Origin of the sequence: Halorubrum zhoui (genome assembly GCF_051194155.1) — an archaeon.
Lineage (GTDB): Archaea > Halobacteriota > Halobacteria > Halobacteriales > Haloferacaceae > Halorubrum.
Map to the genome: position 1 here is coordinate 646,021 of NZ_JBLZNJ010000003.1, position 16,571 is coordinate 662,591.

General features: G+C 65.8%; 11 protein-coding genes. 9 read left to right on the forward strand and 2 right to left on the reverse strand.

Going from position 1 to position 16,571, the window contains the following annotated elements; translation table 11 throughout:
- The first annotated feature begins 144 nt into the window (after positions 1-144).
- The 6 genes from ACNTAO_RS07425 to ACNTAO_RS07450 all read left to right on the forward strand — a co-directional run bounded on the left by ACNTAO_RS07425 (position 145) and on the right by ACNTAO_RS07450 (position 6,548).
- Positions 145-1,089 (forward strand): UbiA family prenyltransferase, encoded by a 945-nt coding sequence (locus tag ACNTAO_RS07425; RefSeq protein ID WP_435161328.1) that lies wholly within the window; start codon positions 145-147, stop codon positions 1,087-1,089.
- A 177-nt stretch (positions 1,090-1,266) separates the two neighbouring features.
- Positions 1,267-2,973 carry a sensor histidine kinase gene (locus ACNTAO_RS07430; protein WP_435161329.1) on the forward strand — a complete coding sequence of 569 codons (1,707 nt, stop codon included), beginning with the start codon at positions 1,267-1,269 and terminating at the stop codon, positions 2,971-2,973.
- 65 nt (positions 2,974-3,038) lie between these two features.
- The gene (locus ACNTAO_RS07435) at positions 3,039-3,875 is read left to right on the forward strand and encodes a molybdopterin synthase (RefSeq protein WP_435161330.1); all 837 of its coding nucleotides are present in this window, start codon (positions 3,039-3,041) and stop codon (positions 3,873-3,875) included.
- Between the two features lie 307 nt (positions 3,876-4,182).
- Entirely contained in the window at positions 4,183-4,443 is a 261-nt protein-coding gene (locus tag ACNTAO_RS07440) for a DUF7123 family protein (protein WP_435161331.1), read from the forward strand.
- 173 nt (positions 4,444-4,616) lie between these two features.
- Positions 4,617-5,768 carry a site-2 protease family protein gene (locus ACNTAO_RS07445; protein WP_435161332.1) on the forward strand — a complete coding sequence of 384 codons (1,152 nt, stop codon included), beginning with the start codon at positions 4,617-4,619 and terminating at the stop codon, positions 5,766-5,768.
- Positions 5,769-5,777: 9 nt separating this feature from the next.
- Positions 5,778-6,548 (forward strand): FkbM family methyltransferase, encoded by a 771-nt coding sequence (locus ACNTAO_RS07450; RefSeq protein WP_435161333.1) that lies wholly within the window; start codon positions 5,778-5,780, stop codon positions 6,546-6,548.
- 47 nt (positions 6,549-6,595) lie between these two features.
- Here the strand turns inward: ACNTAO_RS07450 and ACNTAO_RS07455 are convergent, their stop codons facing one another.
- The gene (locus ACNTAO_RS07455; RefSeq protein WP_435161334.1) at positions 6,596-8,269 is read right to left on the reverse strand and encodes an ABC1 kinase family protein; all 1,674 of its coding nucleotides are present in this window, start codon (positions 8,267-8,269) and stop codon (positions 6,596-6,598) included.
- A gap of 3 nt (positions 8,270-8,272) precedes the next feature.
- The gene (locus tag ACNTAO_RS07460; RefSeq protein ID WP_435161335.1) at positions 8,273-8,647 is read right to left on the reverse strand and encodes an Hsp20/alpha crystallin family protein; all 375 of its coding nucleotides are present in this window, start codon (positions 8,645-8,647) and stop codon (positions 8,273-8,275) included.
- A gap of 209 nt (positions 8,648-8,856) precedes the next feature.
- On the opposite strand from ACNTAO_RS07460, the gene ACNTAO_RS07465 reads away from it, so the two are divergent.
- The 3 genes from ACNTAO_RS07465 to ACNTAO_RS07475 all read left to right on the forward strand — a co-directional run bounded on the left by ACNTAO_RS07465 (position 8,857) and on the right by ACNTAO_RS07475 (position 16,332).
- A complete protein-coding gene (locus tag ACNTAO_RS07465; RefSeq protein WP_435161336.1) occupies positions 8,857-9,108 on the forward strand; it encodes a DUF7127 family protein in 252 nt (83 codons plus the stop codon).
- The gene (locus ACNTAO_RS07470) at positions 9,105-11,378 is read left to right on the forward strand and encodes a CDC48 family AAA ATPase (RefSeq protein ID WP_435161337.1); all 2,274 of its coding nucleotides are present in this window, start codon (positions 9,105-9,107) and stop codon (positions 11,376-11,378) included. The genes ACNTAO_RS07465 and ACNTAO_RS07470 overlap by 4 nt, the downstream gene beginning before the upstream one ends.
- Positions 11,379-11,880: 502 nt before the next feature.
- Positions 11,881-16,332, forward strand: coding sequence for an adenosylcobalamin-dependent ribonucleoside-diphosphate reductase (locus ACNTAO_RS07475; RefSeq protein WP_435161338.1), 4,452 nt, complete (start codon positions 11,881-11,883; stop codon positions 16,330-16,332).
- Positions 16,333-16,571: the final 239 nt, after the last annotated feature.

The following is a 16,571-nucleotide window of genomic DNA, read 5'->3' on the forward strand; positions in this document are numbered from 1 at the left end:
CGACGCTGCAATCGGGGATCACCCGGGTCGGGACCGAGGCGAATCGGTGACCACGAGGTCGTCGACGTCGGTCGGCACCCGTGGGTTGAGGCGGCTGTCGGGACAGGAACTACGCGGCGAGCCGGCTCGCCGCTCGCCGACACTATGGCTAGCAAGACCACCGACGCCTCGGCGACCACGGACGAGACTGCTCCGTGGTACGCCGACGTGCTCGCGTCTATCGTAGGCGCTGGGCGGCGTCTCACGACGGTTTTGACGCATAGTTCGATGTACCTCGTGTGCATCGCAGTAGCAGAGGTTGCGACCGTTCACGCCGCGCTGTCGACCGGTCCGACGCCCGCACCGGTCGTCGTCGGACTCGTCGCCTACGCCGTGTACGCCGGCGATCGCATCGCGGACGCCGAGCGTGACGAGCGCACCTGTCCCGAACGCAGCGCGTTCGTGGCCCGCCACCGAACGCTGCTGTCTATTACCTCGGCCGGCGCGTACGGCGTCGCGATCGCGTTGTCGGTCACCGGTGGACCGCTCGCGGTAGGGATCACGCTCGTGCCGGGCGCGTTCTGGGTCCTGTACGCCTCGGCGTGGTTTCCGACCCTCAGCACGCGCTGTAAGCGGCTGAAGCGCGTCTTCGTGGTGAACTCGACGCTCGTTGCCACGGCGTGGGCACTTGCCGTCGTCGGGCTCCCGATCGCGTTCGCGAACGCCGCCGTGACGCCACTCGTGGTCGTCGTGTTCACGTACTTTCTCGTCGATACGTTCGTCAACACCGAGATTCCGAACGTCCGAGACGTCGAGGCGGACGCAGAAGACGGTGTCCACACGCTCCCGGTCGTGCTCGGGGTACGGCGGACGAGACACGTCCTGTACGGGATCGACGTGCTGCTCGTCGCGCTCGTTGGCACGGCGACGCTGACCGGGCTCCTCTCGGTCTCGGTCGGAGTGGCGATCCTCGTCGGTCTCGGGTACGCGCTCGTGCTCGCCTGGTTCGTCGGTCGAACGACGGCGCTCGGTCGACTCAGCGTCGCCTGTGAGGCGAAACACCTCCTCGTGTTCGGTGTCCTCTGGGGGCTCACCGCGATCGGCGTCTGAGGCCAACGCACACGGCTCGGTGCGGTGTGGTCCGCGTTCGACCGCCGCGACGCGCGGCGTCGATTCTCGACGCAGAGGGCGTCCCGGGTGGAATCGCGTACGGCCCGGGTCACCCCACTCCCATCCGCATCTAGGGGCTCCCCGAGATTCATATGCGAGGGTGCAGTTGGTGTGTCTGTGCTCTCCCCGCCGTCGGTACCGGTACTCGCATTGCTCGGTGCCATCGCCGTCGGCAGCGGCGCGGGGATCCTAGCCTGGCGCGCCCGCCCAGAGCCGGGTGCGGTTCCGCTCGTCTGGCTCCTCGTGGGTCAGTCGTGGTGGGCGACGTGTATCGTGTTTAGCCTCACGGCGGCGACCCCGGCGGAGACGTTGTGGTGGACGCGGGTGGCGTGGTGTGGGGTCATGCTCGTCCCCGTCGCGTGGGTGCTGTTCGCGCTCGAGTACGCCGGTCGCGACCACCGTATCACCCGCCGAAACGTCGCACTCCTCGCAGTCGTGCCCGCGGTGACGGTCGCGCTCGCGTTGACCGAACCGGCACACGACCTCTTGTGGATCGAGCAGGCCGGTGTGGCTGCCGACGGTACCGTGACCGTCGAACAGGGCGGACTCTGGCACGCGGTCGCCGCCGGATACACCTACGCGCTCGGTGTGCTCGGCGTCGTTCCGATCGTGCGCTTGCTCTCGAGCCGTGCGACCGTCTTTCGCGGACAGAGCGCCGCGCTCCTCGTCGGGATCCTGACGCCGTGGGCGACGAACGTGCTCTACAACTTCGATGCGGTCTCGATCGCCGGGACCGACCCCACCCCGATCGCGTTCGCCGTCTCGGGCGTCGCCTACCTCGGTGCGATAGACCAGTTCGACCTGTTCGACGCCAACCCGGCACCGACGTGGCGCGCGAAGCAGTACCTGTTCGACCACATCCACGAGGGTGCGATCGTCGTCGACGGCCACGATACGATCGTGGACATAAACCGGACCGGTGCCGACATTCTGGACGTGGCGGTCGAAGAGGCGCTCGGTGCCGACGCGTCCGCGGTGCTTCCGGTCGACGACGGACTCCTCTCTGATGGCGGCCGAGACGTCCTCACGATGGGCACGGCGACCACGGCTCGGTCGTACGACCTGAGCGTCACGCCGCTCACCGACCGCCACGAGCAGACGCTCGGCCACGTGTTCACGCTCCACGACGTGACCGACTACCGCCGACACCAACAGCGGCTGGCAGTGCTCAACCGCGTGCTTCGGCACAACATTCGGACCGAAGCGAACGTGATACAGGGGTACGCCGAACGCACGGGGGGTGAGACGGCAGAGACGATCACCGAGCGAACGAGGCGCATCGTCGAGCTCGGCGAGAAGGGCCGAGACGCCGTCGAACTCTTCGAAGGTGTGACGGACGCGCGCGCCACGGAGGCTCTCGAGCGGGTCCTCGACCGCACGCTCGCGGACGCCAGAGACGCCTTTCCCTCGGTGACGTTTCGACTCGATCCGCCGGACGTCGACGAGCGAGTCGTCGTGCCCGATGCGCTCGCGGTCGTCGTGGCGAACCTGGTCGAGAATGCGGCGGGCCACAACGTCGGGGTGGACCGACGCGTCGACGTGTACGCCACGGTCACGGACGACGTCGTGGAGGTACGCGTCGAAGACGACGGTCCCGGGATCGACGACGAAGAGCTGCGAGTGTTGAACTCCGGCACCGAGACCCCACTCAGTCACACGAGCGGGCTCGGACTCTGGCTCGTGAAGTGGGGGACGGAGTGTGTCGACGGCGATCTCGAGTTCGCCTCGGACAGCCGGCACGGGACGACCGTGACGGCGACCGTCCCCCGCGAGTACGAGCCCGGTGGCGTCGCGTGGGGACGGCGGTCACGGCCGACGACGTAGCGCCGACGGATCACCCGGGCGTGTCGCTGGAAAACGACTAAGCCGCTCGCCGCCTCCGGTCACGTATGCAGCCGATATCGATCTGTGGGTCCGACGCGGCCGCGCTCGCCGAGACGCTCGTCGAGACGCTCGACGGGCGGGTCGCGCTCGTGCGCCAGTCGACTGGGTCACCGACGCCCGACGGAGGGGGATCGGTCGCCTCCGAGCGTCCAGAGCGCACTGGTGGCGTGCCCGCGACGACCGTCGACGTGGGAGCGGACGGCTCGTGGAGCGGTCGAGGGACGAACGCGTCGTTCGACGACCTGCTCGACGGGCTCGCCCCGGACCACGACTACCTCGTCGCCGTGGGCTACGACCGCCTCCGCGTGCCAACCGTGCTACTCGGCGCGGACGTCGACCCGGACGACACGCCGGGTGACGTCGTCGAGGTCGCAGCGCGGGCCGCCGACGTCGACGTCGACGCGCTCGTCGACAGACTCTCCGACGCCGAGCCCTGGGTGACCCGTGAGGAGCTCGTCGCCGAGGTCACGTCGGGTCCGAGTGCGGCGCGATCGGGAGCCATCGCGACGTTCACCGGTCGGGTTCGCGCGCGGGACGGCCCGGACGACGACCGGACCACGCACCTCGCGTTCGAGAAGTACGCCGGGGTCGCAGCGGAGCGGCTGGACGCGATCGCCGCCGATTTGACCGACCGCGACGGCGTGTTCGAGGTAGCGCTCCACCACCGCACCGGCGTCGTCGAGGCCGGCGAAGACATCGTGTTCGTGGTGGTGTTAGCCGGCCACCGCGCCGAGGCGTTTCGCGCCGTCGAAGACGGGATCGACCGACTCAAAGACGAGGTACCGATATTCAAAAAAGAGACCACCGAGTCGGAGGCGTTCTGGGTCCACGAGCGCGAGTGACCACAGAGCGAACGCGGCGTGGAGACGGACACCCCGCCGGAGCGGGCCGGGTGCGCGGTCCGTCAGTACCGGAAACAGGTGCCGCAACATACCCGGTTCGAACGCTGGATGTCGGGGTTCGCCTTCGTCGAGGCGTTCGCGACGAGACAGCTTCAAAAGAGTGAATAAAATGTCTCGAACGATCTACGCTCCGCATGAACGGTTCTGTCGAGACGTTTTACGCGCCCCAGATCGGTGAAACGAGCCGAACCGCGACCAACGGTCAGGTGTTTATATACTATCACGGCACCGTACGTCTGCGTGTCCCATGAGCGCGACTGCAACTCCCGCTGCCGACGCCGACACAGCCGACGAGATCGGGAAAGAAGAACGGCTGAAACGGTACCTGCTCGACCGCGTCGAGGACGGTGAGATGTACTTCAAGGGGAAGTTCATCTCCGACGACGTCGGCCTCTCGCCGAAAGAGATCGGCGCGCTGATGGTGAAACTCAGCGACTCGGCGACCGAACTCACCGTCGAGAAGTGGTCGTACACCGGCGCGACGACGTGGCGCGTCGAGCCGGCCTGAGCTGCGCAGTGACCACGGTCGACCTCCCGCTCGCAGGCCGCATCGTCTGCCGACCGAGACGCCCGCTTCGAGGCCCGAACGTACGGACCGACGGTCGCGTCCAGCGTATGGCCCACCGACCCGAACGCGCCGGTGACGCGGGGTTTATAATCGGCGGCCAGTAACGCTCGCCAATGGCAAGACGAGCGGACGGGACCGGGTCGAAGACGCCCGACGCGCCGCATCCCGACCCCCTCGGAACGTTCTTTCGCGTCGACGAGGTCCGCCGAGACGACGACCGTATCCGGTACGTCGGCGAGTCCTACGTGCCGGAGCGGACGCTGCTCAGGAAGCTCGTCCCGGCGTTTCGCGACGCCGGATACGACGTCGAACTCGAACACCACCCGGACGGGCACGTCGTCGTCGCGACGCCGTTCACCCACGGCCGCGACGGCGTGCCGTGGGCCAACGTCGCCCTGTTTTTCGCGACCGTCCTCTCGACGCTGTTCGTCGGTGCGTACGGCTGGTACTACGTCCCACTCGCAGAGATACGAGCGAACCCGCTCACCCTGCTACAGGCGTGGCCGTTCACCGCCGCGGTCCTCGGTGTGTTGATGACACACGAATTGGGCCACTACGTCGCCGGCCGCTACCACGGCGTGCCGGTGTCGCTCCCGTACGTGATCCCGTTCGTGTTCCCGTTCGGCACGCTCGGTGCGATCATCCGCATGCGCGGGCGAATGCCCTCCCGGAAGGTACTGTTCGACATCGGCGTCGCGGGGCCGGTGGCCGGGCTGGTCGCGACGGTGATAGTCACCGTTGTCGGTCTCTCGCTCGATCCGATCCGCGTACCCGCAGACATCGCGGCGAACACCGGGACGATGATCCGATTCAACAACCCGCCGCTTCTGGACCTGATCGCCGGAGTCGTCGGTCAGCCGACGTCGTACGCGGACCCCCGGCTGTCGGCACACCCCGTCGTCATCGGCGGCTGGGTGGGGATGTTCTTCACGCTGTTGAACCTGCTCCCCGTCGGACAGCTCGACGGCGGACACATGATCCGGGCGATGGTCGGGCCACGCCAAGAGACGATCGCCTCGCTCGTGCCGGGAGCACTCTTCGCCATCGCGGCCTACCTCTACTACGGTGCCGGACTCGGTCTCAACGAGTCGGTCGGGCTGTGGGCGTTCTGGGGGTTCTTCTCGCTCCTCATCGCGTTCAACGGCCCCGCAGACCCGGCCGACGAACGCCGACTCGGGTGGCCACGGCTCGCCGTCGGCGTCGTGACGTTCGGCGTCGGCGCCCTGTGTTTCCTGCTCGTGCCGATCCAGGTCGTCACACCCTGATCGTCGACGATGCGCGCGCGTTCGTCGTGGATCGAGCGACTCGGCTTTCGAGCGGCCTACCGGCTCGCGGACCTCACGTACACGGTCGGAGTCGCGACCCCGAAGCGAACCGTCGCTGGGACCTACTGGAGCTACGAGCCCACGAACCCCCACGGAGACGACGCCGGACTGCGCGTGCTCAATGCGACGCCGACAGACGCGGTGATCCTCGACGTCGGCGCCCACGTCGGCGAGCACGCGATCCCGCTGGCCGTAGGAACCGATCGCCGGGTCGTTGCCGTAGAGCCGAACGGCGAGAGCGCCGACCGGCTGGCGCGAAACGCGGCGCGAAACGACCTCGAAGGGCGGCTCGACCGGCGACGGATCGGCGTCGGTAACGAGCGGGACACGCGGCCGTTTTATCGGTCGTCGTTCTCCAAGTGCTCCGCGTTCGACCGTGCGCAGGCGACCCGGTGGGGAGCACGCGTCACGCGCGTCGAGCAGGTTCCGGTGTACCGGCTCGACGACTTGGTCCGTGGCGTCGGCATCGAAGCCGGGGTGGACGACGGGGGCCACGGCGGCGACCCGATTCCCGTACCCGACGCCCTCAAGATCGACGTCGAGGGCCACGAGTTGGCGGTGCTTCGCGGCGCGTCGGCGACGATCGAGACGCATCGGCCGCTGGTCGTCGTCGAGGTACACGGCCCGGAGGACGCACACGTCACGCGGGTCCGAGCGTGGCTCACCGAGCGAGGGTACGACGTTGAGACGCGTGACGACGTGTGGGTGTGTCGGAGGTGAGGTTGGTGCCGGTCACGTGAGGCGCCGATCGATACGTGAGATGTCGATCACTCGTTCTGTCGCTCGCGCATACCCTGGCGGGTGAACTGTGGGTTCCCCGGGAGCGTACGCTTGTTGCGGAACGAGCGGTACAGCGCGACCGCGAGCGGGGCGGCCAAGACCAGGACGACCGCGGCGAGGCGCCACTCGTTGGCGAACGAATAGAGGATCGTCGCCGAGAGGACGCCGACGGCGAGGAGCACCGAGTAGGCGATCCGCATCGCCAGCTTGTCGAGTACCCGCGACTCGTCTTCGATGGTGACGTCGACGTGGAGGTCGCCACGGTTCGCGCGGTCGAGGAACGATTCGGCTTTCGGAGGAACCGTAAAGAGCGACTCCGTCGTCCGCTGGAGCTGTGTCGCCGCCCCCTGTGCGAGTTCGCGGGCGGTCTGTTCGTAGTACCCCTCCGCTTCGAGGTAGTCGGTCGCGGTCGCGATGAAGTCGAACTCCGGGTCGAGGGTCACACAGACGCCTTCGACGACGGTCGCGACCCGCAACACGAGCGCGAGGTTACGCGGCAGCCGGAGCGGGAACTCGTAGATAGTCGACTCGACCTGTTCGATGATCTGGTTGACCCGGTACTGTTCTATCTGTTCGCCGCGGGCGTCGGCGATGGCGAGCTCCATCACCTCGCCCATGACGTCGCGGTCGACGTTCGGCGAGAGCGTCCCCATCGAGATCAGGGTGTCGAGGATCGCGTCGGTGTCCTGGCGGGCGACCGCGACGTAGAACTCGACGATCTTCTCTTGGATGAACGGGTCGACGCGTCCGGACATCCCGAAGTCGTAGAATATCACGGTCCCGTCGTCGGCGACCGCGAGGTTGCCGGGGTGTGGGTCGGCGTGAAAGACGCCGTCGTCGACGATCATCTGGAGGTACACCTCCTGGAGCGTCTCGGCGATCGCGGTGCGGTCGAGTCCGGCGGCGTCGAGCTCGTCGATGCGGCTGATCTTCGTGCCACCGACGTACTCCATGGTGAGGACGCGCGGCCCGGAAGCCGACTCGTAGGCGGTCGGGATGCGGATGCGGTCGTTGTCCGCGAAGTTCGCGCGGATCTCTTCGAGCATCTCGCGTTCACGCCGGTAGTCCATCTCTTCGCGGATGGTCTTCGCGAACTCCTCGGAGAGGTTCTCGATCGAGAAGGCGCGGCCGCCGCCGATGAACTGTTTGACGATCGGGAGCGACCACGTGATCGCTCGCAGGTCGGCTTCGACGAGCGTCTCGATCCCGGGGCGGCGGACCTTCACTGCGACGTCGTCGCCCTGGTACGTCGCCGTGTACACCTGTCCTAAGCTAGCGCCGCTTATCGACTCGGTGTCGAAGTCGTCGAACGTCTCTTCGACGGGGCCGAGCTCCGCCTCTAACACCGGTTTCGACTCCTCCCAGCCGGCCGGCGGCACGTCGTCTTGGAGGCCCTCGAGCACTTCGATGTACGCGGGCGGAAGCACGTCGGGGCGCGTCGAGAGTAGCTGACCGAGTTTGATGAAGGTCGGTCCGAGCGTGAGCAGCGTATCGAGGAGGATCTCGGCGCGGTCCCGCTGGGTCGCCTCGTCGACGTCGCGGCTGCCGCCGACGACGAAGAATCGCTTCCGGTCCCGCCAGTAGGCGACTATCAGCGGCGAGAACCGCCGGATGACGACGAAAAAGCGCCAGTAGGCGCGGAGGTTGACCAGCGTCACCACCCGTCAGGCGCCGGCTTCGTCGGCGTCGTCGCCGATCGGGATCTGTCGGGTGGCACCGGTCGTACGCTTGGGCAGCGTCACCTCGAGGACGCCGCGGTCGAGTGCCGCGCTCGCAGCGTCGCCGTCGGCGTCTGGCGGGAGCGGAATGTCGGCGTCGAGAAACAGCGAGCGGTCCTCACGGACGTACCGGAAGCCGTCGGGGGTCGACTTCTCGCGGCGTCCCTCGATGGAGAGTCGGCCGTCCTCGAATCGGACATCAGTGGTTTCTGCGGTCGCCCCGGGGAGATCGACGACGAGGACGTACTCGTCGTCGGATTCGAGCAGGTCCGCAAACACCGCCTCCGGGAGATCCCGAAGCGCGTCGCGTATGGCTGACATACACTCGGATACGGACGCCGCGGCGAAAAAGCTGTGGTACCGGCGCCGACGTGCCCGGCACACCGAGGAGGACCACGCCGCGTCGCGTCCTCCGTGGGATGGCGACAGCCACCCCGAACCGCAATACAACCACTCGTCGGGTGATCTTCTCACGTCCTGCGATTTTTACCGCACTATTTATATATCTTCGCGCCTAACTAGAGGTTAGGATGAATCTCAGACAGACCCGATCGGCCGGTGCCGGTGCGCTCGTCCGTCGGTACGAGTACGAAGACGGCTGGATCGTCGCCGCCGACGTCGGCGTCGACGACGAGGCGATCGACGTCGACACCGTCGGAGAGACGGCGATACTCGTGGTGACGCGCGGCGAGGAGTCGGCCGAATCGGAGTTCGATCTTCCCGGGCCGGCGACGGACGTCACGGTGAAAAACGGGGTCGTAACGGTCGGGGGGGACCGATGAACCTCACCGTCAAACCGCTGAAACAGAAAGACGCCGGGCGGCGCCTCGCCGCGATCGACCGGGTCGCTGCCGACGAGCTCGACCTCTCGGGCGGCGACTTCATTCGCGTCGAGGGCTCGGAGGGGGCGGCCATCGCGCGCGTCTGGCCCGGCTACCCCGAAGACGACGGGAGCGGCGTGATTCGCATCGACGGAAAGCTTCGGCAAGAGGCGAGCGTCGGCATCGACGATCGCGTGACCGTCGAGCAGGTCGACGTCGAACCCGCAGATCGGATCACGGTCGCCCTGCCACAGCGACTCGGCATCCGCGGTAACATCGATGCGCTGATCCGGCGCGAACTCGGCGGACAGCCCGTCACGGAGGGGCAGAACGTCCAGCTCCCGCTGGGGTTCGGCTTCATGGGCGGACAGTCGCAGGCGGTCCCGCTGAAGATCGCCGGCACGGCGCCGTCGGGGACGGTCGTGGTGACCGATACGACCGAGATCGAGATCGCAGAGAAGCCCGCAGAGGAAATCGTGAGCGGGGCCGGTGCCGGCGGCGAAGCCGGTGCCGAGGGGGCACCGGACGTGACCTACGAAGACATCGGTGGACTCGACGACGAGCTCGAGCAGGTCCGTGAGATGATCGAGTTGCCGATGCGCCACCCGGAGCTATTCAAGCGGCTCGGTATCGATCCGCCGAAGGGCGTCCTCCTCCACGGACCACCGGGCACGGGGAAGACGCTCATCGCGAAGGCCGTCGCCAACGAGATCGACGCGAGCTTCCACACGATCTCGGGGCCGGAGATCATGTCGAAGTACTACGGCGAGTCCGAAGAGCAGCTTCGCGACGTGTTCGAGGAGGCCACCGAGTCAGCGCCCGCGATCGTGTTCATGGACGAGCTCGACTCCATCGCCCCGAAGCGCGAGGAGGCCGGCGGCGACGTAGAGCGGCGCGTCGTGGCCCAGCTGCTCTCGCTCATGGACGGGCTCGAAGAGCGCGGCGAGGTCGTCGTGATCGGCGCGACGAACCGCGTCGACGCGATCGACCCGGCGCTGCGACGCGGCGGCCGGTTCGACCGCGAGATCGAGGTGGGCGTGCCGGACCGCGACGGACGCAAGGAGATCCTGCAGGTGCACACGCGGAACATGCCGCTCGCGGACGAAATCGACCTCGACGCCTACGCCGAGAACACCCACGGGTTCGTGGGCGCCGACCTCGAGTCGCTCGCAAAAGAGTCGGCGATGCACGCGCTCCGGCGCATCCGGCCGCAGCTCGACCTCGAGAGCGACGAGATCGACGCGGACGTGTTGAACTCGATTCAGGTCACCGAAAACGACCTCAAACAGGCGCTGAAGGGCATCGAACCCTCGGCACTGCGCGAGGTGTTCGTCGAGGTGCCCGACGTCACCTGGGACGAGGTCGGCGGACTCGAGACGACCAAAGAGCGGCTTCGCGAGACGATCCAGTGGCCACTCGAGTACCCCGAGGTGTTCGACCAGCTCGACATGGCCGCGGCGAAAGGCGTGTTGATGTACGGGCCGCCGGGCACGGGAAAGACGCTGCTCGCGAAGGCCGTCGCCAACGAGAGCGAGTCGAACTTCATCTCGATCAAGGGACCGGAACTGTTGAACAAGTTCGTCGGCGAGTCAGAGAAGGGCGTCCGCGAGGTGTTCAGTAAGGCCCGCGAGAACGCGCCGACGATCGTGTTCTTCGACGAGATCGACTCGATCGCGACCGAGCGTGGCGGCGGCGCGACCGACTCGGGCGTCGGCGAGCGCGTCGTCTCCCAGCTGTTGACCGAACTCGACGGGCTCGAAGCGCTTGAGGACGTCGTCGTGATCGCGACGACGAACCGGCCGGACCTGATCGATTCGGCGCTGCTTCGCCCCGGACGGCTCGACAGACACGTCCACGTGCCCGTCCCCGACGAGGACGCACGCCGCAAGATCCTCGACGTCCACACGGAACACAAACCGCTCGCGGACGACGTCGACCTCGCGGCGATCGCGCGTCGGACCGAGGGATACGTCGGAGCCGACCTCGAGGCGGTCGCCCGTGAGGCATCGATGTGCGCCTCGCGCGAGTTCGTCGGGAGCGTCACACGAGAGGAGGTCCGCGAGTCGGTCGGGAACGTCCGCGTGACGATGGCGCACTTCGAGCGGGCGCTGGAGGAGGTCAACCCCAGCGTCACGCCGGAGACGCGGGAGCGCTACGACGAGATCGAACGACAGTTCGAGCAGTCGGCCGTCGAGGAGCCGGCAGACCCCGGCTACGGGGCCTTCCAGTGACGAGCGTCGGACAGCTGCGGGTCCGGCCGTCCGAGCCGCTCTCCGACACCGGTCGGCCCAGAGCTGAACGCACCGGAGCCGTTCGCTATCGTCGGTAGACGACGCCCCCGTCAGACACCTATACGATATCTGGTACGTTACGTCTCGTCTTCGACGGCCGTCACCGTGTCGCTCGGTCAAGTGGCGTCGCGTCGGGGCCGTGCCGGTCGGCGGTAGACGCCGACGAACACCCCTTCTTTTCCGTTGAAAAACGGCCGTCGTCCGTCGATTTCTCCACGATAGTTTCAGTTTCACTACGGTCTGGCCAAGGTTATGTAGACGCCCAACAATGACTCAACGCGACCTACTCTCCACATCGTCCGCCGCAGCCGACCAGTATATCAGCGTTCGAACAGGACATCGCCCACGGACCGGGAATCGAAGCGACCAAGGGTCCGCCTCGTCAGCATCCCACATCACGAATGACACGGACACGACACACTCCCCCGACGGTGATCGCCGAATGAGCAGCGAAGACGTCAGCGCCGACGACCTCGAATTACCCATCAAACGCACCACCGGCGACACCATCGCCGAACGGCTGACCGACAACGCCTACCACAACATCCTGCCGGCCCGGTACCTCCGGAAGGACGCGGACGGCGAACCCATCGAATCACAAGAAGAGTTGTTCGATCGCGTGGCACGTAACGTCGCGCTCGCGGAGGCGGTGTTCGAAGCCGAGAACCACGGCGTCGAGATTACCGTCACTCCCGACCAGATCAAGCCCGACCATCCGCGTCGCGACGAGCTGGCCGCCGAGGTGTTCGGGGCCGGTGTCACCGCCGACGACGACGCAGAGACGACACTCACGGAGCACAACGTCAACAAGTTCGCGTACGAGACGATCGTTCCATCGCTCCCGGCCGGCGTCCGCGAGCACGTTGAGGAGACGGCCGAGACGTTTCGCGAGGGGATGGAGTCGCTCTCGTTCATGCCGAACTCGCCGACGCTGATGAACGCCGGCGACGAACTCCAGCAGCTCTCGGCGTGTTTCGTCGACTCACCCGACGACGACATCACCGATATCCACCAGACGGCCAAGGAGGCCGCAGAGGTATTTCAGAGCGGTGGCGGCATGGGGTATGCGTTCTGGCAGCTGCGCCCGTACGGCGACGCGGTCGGGTCCACCGGCGGCATCGCCTCGGGACCGATCACGTTCATGCGGACGTTCGACCAGATGTGCGAGACGATCGCACAGGGTGGCGCCCGTCGAGGTGCACAGATGGGCGTCATGCGCGTCTCACACCCGGACGTCATCCAGTTCATCCACGCCAAGAACAAGGACGTCTCGCTCGCTCACTCGCTGCGGCTGAACGATCCCGACGACTTCACGCACACCTCGTTTGCCGACGCGCTCGAAGAGGCGCGCGAGCTCATCGACGACGAGGGACGGGTCCCGGAGCACCTCCGGAACGCGGTCGAGGGACACCTGTCGAACTTCAACATCAGCGTCGGCGTCACCGACGAGTTCATGGAGGCGCTGTACAACGACGAGGAGTTCACGTTCACCAACCCGCGAACCGAGGAGCCACACGTCGCGACCCCGGAGACGAAAGAGCTCTACGAGATGTTCGGGCTCGGCGAGTACGTCGAGGTCGGCGAGGTGCTCTCGATTCCCGCCGCAGAGCTGTGGGACGACATGATAGAGGGCGCCTACGAGAACGGTGAGCCGGGCGTCATCTACTTAGAGCGGGTGAACAAGCAGCATTCGTTCGACGTTGAGGAAAATCCAAGCCATAGAATACTTGCAACAAATCCGTGTGGCGAACAGCCGCTCGAGGAGTACGAGGCGTGTAACCTCGGGCACATCAACCTCTCGACGATCGCCGACCTCGACGCACCCGACTGGCGCGTCTGGAGTGACGAACACGGCGAGGAGTACGACTCACACGAGGCGGCCGTTGAGGCGTTCTTAGAGGAAGCGATCGACTTCGAGGCGTTCGACGACCGGATCGCGTACGGCACTCGATTCTTAGAGAACGTCGTCACGATGTCTGATTTCCCGGTCGAAGAGATCGAACAGACGGTCCGCGATATGCGAAAGATCGGCCTCGGCATCATGGGGCTCGCACAGCTGTACATCCAGCTCGGCGTGAAGTACGGCTCTGAGGCCGGCAACGAGGTCGCCCGCCAGCTGATGACGCACATCAACCACGAGTCGAAGGCGGTCTCACACGAACTCGCCGAAGCGCGCGGCGTGTTCAACGACTGGGCGGAGTCGAAGTACGCGAACCCAACCGAGTACCGTGAGTGGTTCGAACACCACACGGGTCTCGACGCCGACGACTGGGCCGACGGCTTCCCGATCCGTAACCACAACACCACGACCATCGCGCCGACTGGGTGTGTCGATGAAAACTCCCTGGTGTCGACTGACGAGGGACTTCGGCGGATCGACGATCTCGACAACACGACTGCGGAGTTCGAACAGTGGGACGAAATCGAAGTCGGTGTCTCGACCGATGGCGGAACGAAGACTGCCACCGCCGTGTACGACAACGGCTTCGCTGCGGTTCGTCAGATCGAGACGGCGGAAGGATTCAGTGTCGCGTCTACGCCGAATCACCGCTTCCGAACGATCGACGAGGATGGTGGATATGTCTGGAAGGAAGCCGGTGAATTCGAAGCCGGCGACACGATACTATTGCAGCGTGGGACGTTTGACGGCGGACGGCGGACGGTTCTCGACACGAGTGAGCGCAATAGCTTCTATCATAACACAAACGAGTCGCTCTCGCTCCCCGAAGAGATGACGCCGGAACTTGCGGAGTTCCTCGGGTACTACATGGGCGACGGATACGTCCACGACGGCGTCGGCGTCAAACTCATCGTCGATTCGAGCGCAGATGCGCTCGACGAACATCTCCGAGAGCTCGGTGAATCTGTGTTTGGCGTCGAGCCCGTGGTCGAGGATCGCGACACGCGCCACGTGCTGACGTTCGGTGGTCGGCATCTCCCGCGATACTTCGAGGACAACGGGTGGACGAAAGATGGCGGCAACGAGGGCGAAGGCGCAGCGAGTGCGTTCGTCCCGACGGCGGTTCTCGGTGGCGACCAGGCGATCGCGAAGGCATTCGTTCGTGGACTCTTCGAGGCTGATGGAACGGCTTCCAGAAAGATCGAACTCTCGACGGTGTCGTCAACGCTTGCCGAGCAGGTCCAGACGCTGTTGTTAGCGCTTGGATGTGTGTTCGTCTCGGATGTGGTAGAGATGAAAGATCGAGACGACCACTACGGAGATCGACCACGGCATACACTTCGTGGCGCAAACAAGCGCGAAGACAAGCGATTCCTCGAAGAGATTGGATTCGTCACGAAGTCGACATCTGTCGACCTCACCGCACAGTCGTATAAAAACGACTCGTATCCGCCGGCGATCGTCGACGAGCTCAGACGTGTTGCCGGGTACGAGTCGGTTTCACGCGCGGTGAAACACCGCGTGAACCAGTCGCTGATCAACGGCTCGGTAAGCCGGAAGCTCGTCCGTGATATCGAACAAGAGACTGGATCGACGGTAACGCTCGAGGGGCGTCGGCTGACTGATTTCTACGCCGCGACCGTCGGATCTGTCAACGAAGCCAAAGCCTACACGAAAGATATCAGTGTTCCGTCGAACAACACGTACGTCGCAAACGGCTTTGTGACGCACAACACCACCAGCATGATCGGAAACACCACCGGCGGCTGTGAGCCCATCTACAACGTCGCCTTCTACAAGAACGTCTCCGACGACGTCCAGGGCGACGAGATGCTCGTCGAGTTCGACGACTACTTCCTCCGGACGCTGGAGGCCAACGACATCGACGTCGACGCGGTCAAACGCGAGGCCCAAGAGCAGATGGCGGCCAACGAGTTCGATGGCGTCGAAGGGCTCTCGACGGTGCCGGACGCGATCGGCGAGCTGTTCGTCGTCACCGCCTCGCTGTCGGGCATCGAGCACGCTGCCGTCCAGTGTGCCTGTCAAGAGGGCGTCGACTCTGCCATCTCGAAAACGTGTAACTTCCCGAACGACGCCAGCGCCACCGACATGGATGAGGTGTATCGGTACATCTACGACCACGGCGGCAAAGGCGTCACCGTCTACCGCGACGGTACCCGCTCGAAACAGGTGCTCACGACTCGCGCACAGAACACGGAGTTCGCAGACGAAACCGAGGCCGCAGCGGCGATCGTCGAGCAGATCCGCGAGGTGTTCGGCGGCGTCGAGGCGTTCTTGGACAACGACGACGTGCAGGCGGCGGTCGACACGGAGATCGCCGGGCTCCTCGAATCGGCCGACGATCCGGCCGTAGAGTACACCGAGACCCGGCCGCGTCCGGACTCACTCTCCGGGGTGACCCAGCGCGTCGAGACGGGGTACGGCAAGCTCTACGTCACGATCAACGAGGACGAGGCCGGCCGACCGTTCGAGCTGTTCGCGAACATCGGCCACTCCGGTGGGTACACCAACTCCTTCACCGAGGCGCTCGCGAAGGTCATCTCGACCGCGCTGCGCTCCGGCGTCGACCCAGAAGAGGTCGTCGACGAGCTGCAGGGGACCCGGAGTCCGAAGGTCGCTTGGGACAAAGGCGAACAGATTCAGTCGATCCCGGACGCAATCGGTACTGCGCTCCGGCGGTACCTCGACGACGAGATCGACAAGGGGATTCCACAACAGCAGAGTCTCGACGACGTAGAGGAGGACACAGCGGCCGGCGACGCCGTCGACGCGCCGGGCCAGACGGACGGGGGCGCGGTAGGCGACGACCCCGCTGTGCCGACCGGCCCGACGGCCGATGAGTCGACCGACGACGTCACCACCGACCTCATCGCAGCCGGCGAGTCGCCGGAGTGCCCCGAGTGTGGAGCGATGAACCTCTACTACTCTGAGGGCTGTAAGACGTGTGAGTCGTGCGGCTGGTCCGAGTGCTGAGGTAGCGGCACCGACGCGGCACGCGTTTTTCTATCGTATGTACCGGCAGACCCGCAGGCGAACAACACTCTGGAGCGAGTGAGCGACGCAGCACGAATATCGACAGCTGTCCCTCACAACCGTGGTGGCGCGCGCCTCGTGAGGTCGCCGCAGGCGGACTCACGAGCGCGTGCGAGGGATGAGCGAGTCGCCAGCGGCGACTCGCGAATCGGCTGGGGAGGGTGTGGCGGTAACTGGTG

What these genes read in the sequence shown, in the direction of transcription:
- ACNTAO_RS07425 (WP_435161328.1), top strand. Translation starts at nt 145, where the DNA reads ATGGCTAGCAAGACCACCGACGCCTCGGCGACCACGGACGAGACTGCT.
- ACNTAO_RS07435 (WP_435161330.1), top strand. Translation starts at nt 3,039, where the DNA reads ATGCAGCCGATATCGATCTGTGGGTCCGACGCGGCCGCGCTCGCCGAG.
- ACNTAO_RS07440 (WP_435161331.1), top strand. Translation starts at nt 4,183, where the DNA reads ATGAGCGCGACTGCAACTCCCGCTGCCGACGCCGACACAGCCGACGAG.
- ACNTAO_RS07445 (WP_435161332.1), top strand. Translation starts at nt 4,617, where the DNA reads ATGGCAAGACGAGCGGACGGGACCGGGTCGAAGACGCCCGACGCGCCG.
- ACNTAO_RS07450 (WP_435161333.1), top strand. Translation starts at nt 5,778, where the DNA reads ATGCGCGCGCGTTCGTCGTGGATCGAGCGACTCGGCTTTCGAGCGGCC.
- ACNTAO_RS07460 (WP_435161335.1), bottom strand. Translation starts at nt 8,647, where the DNA reads ATGTCAGCCATACGCGACGCGCTTCGGGATCTCCCGGAGGCGGTGTTT.
- ACNTAO_RS07465 (WP_435161336.1), top strand. Translation starts at nt 8,857, where the DNA reads ATGAATCTCAGACAGACCCGATCGGCCGGTGCCGGTGCGCTCGTCCGT.
- ACNTAO_RS07470 (WP_435161337.1), top strand. Translation starts at nt 9,105, where the DNA reads ATGAACCTCACCGTCAAACCGCTGAAACAGAAAGACGCCGGGCGGCGC.
- ACNTAO_RS07475 (WP_435161338.1), top strand. Translation starts at nt 11,881, where the DNA reads ATGAGCAGCGAAGACGTCAGCGCCGACGACCTCGAATTACCCATCAAA.